The organism is Acidithiobacillus sp. TH-A117, assembly GCF_057473465.1.
Genome location: NZ_JBYCKQ010000004.1, coordinates 1 through 6,112, shown reverse-complemented (window position 1 = coordinate 6,112; position 6,112 = coordinate 1). Strand labels below are relative to the sequence as shown.

Below are 6,112 nucleotides of genomic sequence, written 5' to 3'. Positions count from 1 at the left end.
GCAACTACCGCCGATTCATCGGGATCCTTTCGATCGCATGCTGATTTGCCAGGCCATCGAACGTGGACTTACATTGGTCACCCCTGATCCGGCCATTAGGCAATATCCCATTAGAACGCTTTGGCTGTGATGCGTTCTTCGGACGAAAGTGGTGGGGCAGCCTGAAGCTGTCAAACCGCCTGCGTGATAAACGCTCCATCCTTCAACGCCACACTTTTCACGAGATTCGTGCACTGGGGGCCGAGCTGTACCGTCAGGCGGGATGGACTGATGAATCCATTCGTAAGCTCTTGGGGCATTCTACCGGGAAGATGACCAGGCACTATCTGGACAAACACCAAGAACCGTGGACTGTGCCCGATAATGTCGGGCTATCACTGATGGCTTGCCAAAAGTTTACCAAAAAACTTTTTTGATGCCTGCATGAAATATGCAACACAATGAGAAATCGATAAAAATTGGTCGGGGCGAGAGGATTTGAACCTCCGACCACCTGAACCCCATTCAGGTGCGCTACCAGGCTGCGCTACGCCCCGTTAAGAGCCGCTACTCTAATGCTTCATGGGCAGCGGGTCAATGTTTTCCAGCACAAATTTTAATCAGCGCCGCTAATTCTGTCTGCAGATAGATAAGCCGGTTGGCGGATCCCACAAACCCGGCAGAGGCATTATCCTCCATTTCCAGCTCCAGTTGCGCCGCTGAAACCGAGTGACCCGGGCCGGTCTCATGGCGCAAACCCTGGAGTCGTTCCCGGGCGCCGTGGATGGTGTAACCTTCCCCATAAAGCAGGCTGCGAATCTGTCGCGCCAGAAGCAAGTCATGACGCTGATAATAGCGGCGATTCCCTTTTCTTTTCAGCGGACTGAGTTGCGGGAACTCCTGCTCCCAGTAGCGCAGCACATGGGCTTTGACTCCACAAAGCAGAGATGCCTCGCTGATGGAGAAATACTGCTTTTCAGGAATTTCCGGCAGCGCGGCGAGTTCTTTGCCCGCTTTCCCTTTAGGCGATGTCTGGTTCGCTACCATTGACGTAGGCTTTGAGCTTCTGGCTCGGATGGAAAGTCACCACCCGCCGGGCGGTGATGGTGATTTCGACGCCCGTTTTGGGATTACGTCCTGGTCGCGGATTTTTATCACGCAGGGTGAAGTTGCCAAAACCCGAGAGTTTCACTTCTTCGCCCTGGGCCAGGGTTTCGCGGATATGATCAAACAGGGCTTCCACAATACCTTTGGCTTCCCGTTTGTTCAGGCCCATGGTTTCAAACAACATATCCACAATTTCAGCTTTCGTGACAGCCACTTTTTTCTCCCTATGCGCGAAGTTCAATGGAGCCGATTTGCTTCACGGCAGTGAGCATCCGCTCCAGTTCCTGTTGTACATCCACCTCAGTCAGGGTGCGCTCGCGATCCTGCAAAAGGAAAGCAAAAGCCAGACTGTAGGTCCCTGCCAGCAGGGGTTCTCCCTGATAGCGATCAAAAATCCGTATTTCCTGCACGATGGCGCTGGCTTCCTGACGCATGGCGGCCAGCACGCTGCCAGCCGCAATGGCATCAGGAATCACCAGCGCCATATCTCTTCTCAACGCCGGATAGGGCGACAATGGCGCGAAATGCCGCTCATTATCCAGATCTTCCAGCATTTCCATATCCAGATAGAAGAATAATGCGGTTTTGTCCAGGTCATAACGATCTGCCAGAATTGGATGCAAGGCCCCCAGCATACCGACCCGACGTCCGGCGACGAGAATTTCTGCCGCCTGCCCAGGATGCAGGCCAACCTCGGTGGTCAAGGCCCGAAACTCAAACGTGGTCTGCGGCCATAAGGCCAGCATGGCGGCCACATCGCCTTTCAGATCAAAAAAATCCACATCCCGCGCCGTCTGTGCCCAGTTCTCGCGGTCGGCACTACCGGCAATGCAGCCCGCCAGCACCATACTCTGCCGTTCGGCTGAAAATATCCGCCCCATCTCGAAAATCCGGATACGCTCCTGCTGCCGCTTCGCGTTGAATTGCAGGGTCTGCAACAAGCCCGGCCAGAGGCTGGCACGCATGACCGCCAGATCTGCAGACAGAGGATTCAGCAATGCCGGGGCGTCGGCTTCCGGGACGAAGTCCTTCTGCGCTTCCTGGCTGATGAAGCTATAGGTAATGACTTCGTGATAATCCCGGGCCTGGAGAATATCCCGCATCCTACGCGCTACGGTGGAGGTATTGGCTGCGGCTTGCAAGATGCCCCGGGGGCGATGGGCCGGCAACTGCTCATAACCGTAAATGCGACCCACCTCTTCGATCAGATCCGCCTCAATACGCAGATCGAAGCGATGGCTCGGCACCTTGACCTGCCAGCCCTCGGGCACGGCACGGATCTGCAGCCCCAGGCGGGTCAAAACCCGCTCCACTTCTGACGCAGTGTAAGGCATCCCCATGACCCGCTGGAGGCGCTGCTGGCGCAAGATGATTTCTGCGGGAAGCGGCAGACTACCCTGTAAGGTAAAGGCGCGGGCACTGCGCAACTGTACCGGGGCGAGTGTAGCCATCTGTGCCAGCACGCCCCGGGCCAGCCGGGGAGCGAGCTGATAATCGACACCCCTTTCATAGCGCATGGCGGCATCGGTCTGCAACGACAGGCGCCGGGCCCGCCCCTGAATCGCTTTGGGCTGGAAAAAGGCGGCTTCAAGAATAATCGAACGGGTGACATCGGTCACACTGGTCCGCCGTCCACCGATAATGCCCGCCAATGCCACCGGTCCTTGCGCATCGGCAATGACCAGCATGTCCGGCTCCAGAGTCAGATCCCGACCGTCCAGGGCATCCAGCACTTCGCCGGCTTGCGCCCAACGTACACACAGACCACCCTGCACCTTGTCCGCATCAAAGGCGTGCAGGGGCTGACCGGTCTCAAACATCCACAGGTTCAACAAGTCCACCACCGGGTGGATACAGCGCTGTCCCATGCGCCGCAAGCGCTCGCGCAGATGATCCGGCAAGCGCTCGGGAACCCCGTCTATCCACAGCGCCGTATAACTGGGACAGACAGTGCGGGCGGCCGCATCCACTCCCACAGAATAATCGCCTTCTCGCGCTGTTTGCGCAGCATCCAGTTGGCTCCACTCAGCGGCGGACGCAGACAAAACAGCCGGGGTTTGCAGTTGTTCGGCACCCAGAGCATACAGATCCCGAGCCACCCCAAGCATGGACAAGGCATCACCGCGATTCGGGGTAATGCCCAGACTCAAAATCTCATCTTCTAACTGCAGGTATGCGCGCAGATCCTGACCCAGCGGAGCATCGGCATCGAGTATCAGCAGACCACTGCTGCCATCGTCCAGACCCAACTCAGCGGCGGCGCAGAGCATGCCCTCGGAACGCACCCCACGCAGTTCGGAAATATTGATTTTCTTATCACCCGGCAATACCGCCCCGGGCAAAGCCAAGGGCACTTTCTGCCCCTCTGCCAGATTGGCGGCACCACAGACAATGCTGCGCAATGCGCCATCACCGGCATCGACCTGGGCTATGCGGAGTTTGTCGGCTTCGGGATGGAGCATGACGCTTTTCACGAAGCCGACCACGACCCCCTGAAAAGGAACAGCTGCCGGTTCAATGGCTTCGACTTCAATGCCGCCCATGGTCAATCGCTGAGCAATATCAGCCGTATCCCAGGAAACATCCAATAATTCACGAAGCCATTGAATACTTACACGCATAAGCTGCTGCTCTCAGGAGAACTGCTTGAGGAAGCGCAGATCGTTCTCGAAAAAGAGACGCAGATCATTGACGCCATAACGCAGCATGGTCAGTCTTTCGATGCCCATGCCAAAGGCAAAACCGCCGAACACTTCGCCATCCACCCCTGCCTCGGCCAGCACGGCCGGATGCACCATGCCGCAACCCAGCACTTCCAGCCAGCCGCTCTGCTTGCACACCCGGCAACCCGATCCGCCACAGATCACGCAACCCACATCCACTTCTGCGGATGGTTCCGTAAAGGGAAAATAGGAGGGACGGAAGCGCACCGGCAAATCCGGCCTGGCGAAGAAACTCTGGAGAAAGTCTTCCAGCAGGCCTCGCAAATCGGCAAAACTGGCTTCTTCATCGATTAGCAAACCCTCCACCTGATGAAACATGGGGGTGTGGGTAATATCCGAATCACGGCGATAGACCCGTCCGGTCGCAATCATTCGCAGGGGCGGCTGATGGGCTTCCAGAAAACGGATCTGCACCGGTGAAGTATGCGTCCGCAGCACACGATTCTGATCAAAATAGAAGGTATCGTGCATGGCCCGGGCGGGATGATCTTCGGGAATATTCAGGGCCGCGAAGTTGTGATAATCATCTTCGATTTCCGGACCGTCACTGATTTCGAAACCCAGGCCAGAAAAGTATTGTTCGATCCATTCGAGGGTCTGACGAATGGGATGACTGCTGCCTAGAGCCACCCGCCGACCAGGCAGGGTCACATCCACCCTCTCACCGGCCATGCGCTCCTGAATACGCGCGTTCTCCAGGGCCGTGCGCCGGGCTTGCAGAAGGCTTTGCACCTCCGTCTTGCGCACGTTGAGCAACTGCCCGGCTTCGCGGCGCGCTTCCGGAGAGAGCTGGCCCAGCTGCTGCATGGCTTGGGTCAGGATCCCTTTTTTACCCAGCCAGTGCAGACGGATTTGCTCCAAAGCAGGCAAATCCGCAGCGGCGGCGATATCTCGCGCAGCCTCTGCGACGGAAGCCATGGAAGACAGGGACATATCCACAGCTTCCGTCACGATCAGGCGGCCAGCTGGCCCTTAGCCACCTCAACCAGGCGGATAAAAGCAGCCTTGTCACGCACGGCAATGTCGGCCAGAACCTTGCGATCAAGCTGAATACCAGCGCGCAGCAAGCCATTCATGAAGCGGCTGTAGCTCAAGCCTTCGGAACGGGCGGCCGCATTGATACGGACAATCCACAAACTGCGGAAATCCCGCTTCTTGGTGCGGCGATCGCGGTATTCATAGGTCAGGGCCTTCATCACCGCCTGATGGGCGATGCGGAAGTTGCTCTTGCGTTGACCACGGAAACCCTTGGCGCGGGCCAGGACCTTTTTATGACGGGCGTGGGCGGTTACGCCACGTTTTACTCTAGGCATGTTACGATTCCTCTGTCATCAAGCGTAGGGAAGCATGCGCCGCAGGGCGGCCTGATCGCTTCCCGAGGTCACCAAGGTATGACGCAGATGACGCTTCCGCTTGGTGGTTTTCTTGGTCAGGATATGGTTCAAAAAAGCCTGACGATGCTTAAACTTGCCGGAACCGGTGCGTTTGAAACGCTTGGCCGCTCCGCGATTGCTCTTCATTTTTGGCACGATGTTCTCCTATTTTTTCCGTGGGGCGACAATCATCACCATTTGCCGTCCCTCCATGCGTGGCCGCTGTTCAACCACCCCGACTTCTGCTAAATCCTTTTCCACCCGATTGAGCAATTCCATACCCAACTCCGGATGCGACATCTCACGGCCACGAAAGCGCAGGGTGATTTTTGCCCGGTCGCCATCATCAATAAAGCGCATGATATTACGGAGCTTGATCTGGTAATCGGCATCATCCGTACGCGGACGGAATTTGATCTCCTTTACCTGCGTCTGCTTCTGCCGCCGTTTCGCTTCATGCTGGCGTTTGCTTTCCTGAAAACGAAACTTGCCGTAATCCATGATCCTGCAAACGGGTGGTTCCGCCTGGGGGGCGATCTCGACCAGATCCAGATCCGCTTCTTCTGCGGCTGCCAAGGCTTCCATAAAGGAAACCACCCCCATTTGCTCACCCTCTACACCTATCAACCGGACCCGCGCTGCGGTAATTTCCCGATTGATACTGACTTCTTTCTCTGTCGCGATCGCCTTATCCTCCTCGCTAACCTTGCCACTCCAGGGTGTTTTGCCGCTCCTCAACCATTTTCTGCAGAGCGGCACCCAGCGCAGCAACGCTATGGGAACCCAAGTCCTGACCGTTCCGATCCCTGAGCGCCACAGTTCCCGCTTCCTGTTCGCGTTCTCCGACGACCAGCATATAGGGCACCCGGCGCAGGGTGTGGGCGCGTATCTTATAACCTATCTTCTCGTTTCTCAAGTCCGTTTCGACAC

Annotated in this window: 9 protein-coding genes and 1 tRNA gene; 1 reads left to right on the top strand and 9 read right to left on the bottom strand. The window is 56.9% G+C overall.

The genetic code is table 11. The features are described from left to right. The first annotated feature begins 62 nt into the window (after positions 1-62). Positions 63-416, top strand: coding sequence for a tyrosine-type recombinase/integrase (locus AC2VLR_RS01100; RefSeq protein ID WP_486880480.1), 354 nt, complete (start codon positions 63-65; stop codon positions 414-416). Between the two features lie 43 nt (positions 417-459). Here AC2VLR_RS01100 and AC2VLR_RS01095 read toward each other — a convergent pair. The 9 genes from AC2VLR_RS01095 to AC2VLR_RS01055 all read right to left on the bottom strand — a co-directional run. Then, a tRNA-Pro gene (locus tag AC2VLR_RS01095) sits at positions 460-536 on the bottom strand. Positions 537-573: 37 nt separating this feature from the next. Further along, positions 574-1,026 carry a MerR family transcriptional regulator gene (locus AC2VLR_RS01090; RefSeq protein WP_486880479.1) on the bottom strand — a complete coding sequence of 151 codons (453 nt, stop codon included), beginning with the start codon at positions 1,024-1,026 and terminating at the stop codon, positions 574-576. Continuing rightward, on the bottom strand, positions 1,001-1,300 hold the full coding sequence (locus AC2VLR_RS01085) for an integration host factor subunit alpha (protein ID WP_101536780.1): 300 nt from the start codon (positions 1,298-1,300) through the stop codon (positions 1,001-1,003). Before AC2VLR_RS01085 ends, AC2VLR_RS01090 begins: the two co-directional genes overlap by 26 nt. A 10-nt stretch (positions 1,301-1,310) precedes the next feature. After that, a complete protein-coding gene (pheT, locus tag AC2VLR_RS01080; RefSeq protein WP_486880478.1) occupies positions 1,311-3,707 on the bottom strand; it encodes a phenylalanine--tRNA ligase subunit beta in 2,397 nt (798 codons plus the stop codon). Positions 3,708-3,719: 12 nt separating this feature from the next. Beyond that, positions 3,720-4,742 (bottom strand): phenylalanine--tRNA ligase subunit alpha, encoded by a 1,023-nt coding sequence (gene pheS / locus AC2VLR_RS01075; protein ID WP_486880477.1) that lies wholly within the window; start codon positions 4,740-4,742, stop codon positions 3,720-3,722. A 20-nt stretch (positions 4,743-4,762) separates the two neighbouring features. Continuing rightward, entirely contained in the window at positions 4,763-5,122 is a 360-nt protein-coding gene (gene rplT / locus AC2VLR_RS01070) for a 50S ribosomal protein L20 (protein ID WP_215842687.1), read from the bottom strand. A gap of 18 nt (positions 5,123-5,140) precedes the next feature. Then, the gene (rpmI, locus tag AC2VLR_RS01065; RefSeq protein ID WP_010641739.1) at positions 5,141-5,338 is read right to left on the bottom strand and encodes a 50S ribosomal protein L35; all 198 of its coding nucleotides are present in this window, start codon (positions 5,336-5,338) and stop codon (positions 5,141-5,143) included. 9 nt (positions 5,339-5,347) lie between these two features. Next, on the bottom strand, positions 5,348-5,920 hold the full coding sequence (gene infC, locus AC2VLR_RS01060; RefSeq protein ID WP_486880476.1) for a translation initiation factor IF-3: 573 nt from the start codon (positions 5,918-5,920) through the stop codon (positions 5,348-5,350). Further along, on the bottom strand, positions 5,883-6,112 hold a 230-nt coding region (locus tag AC2VLR_RS01055; RefSeq protein WP_486880475.1), incomplete at its 5' end, for a His/Gly/Thr/Pro-type tRNA ligase C-terminal domain-containing protein. The genes infC and AC2VLR_RS01055, both read right to left, overlap by 38 nt.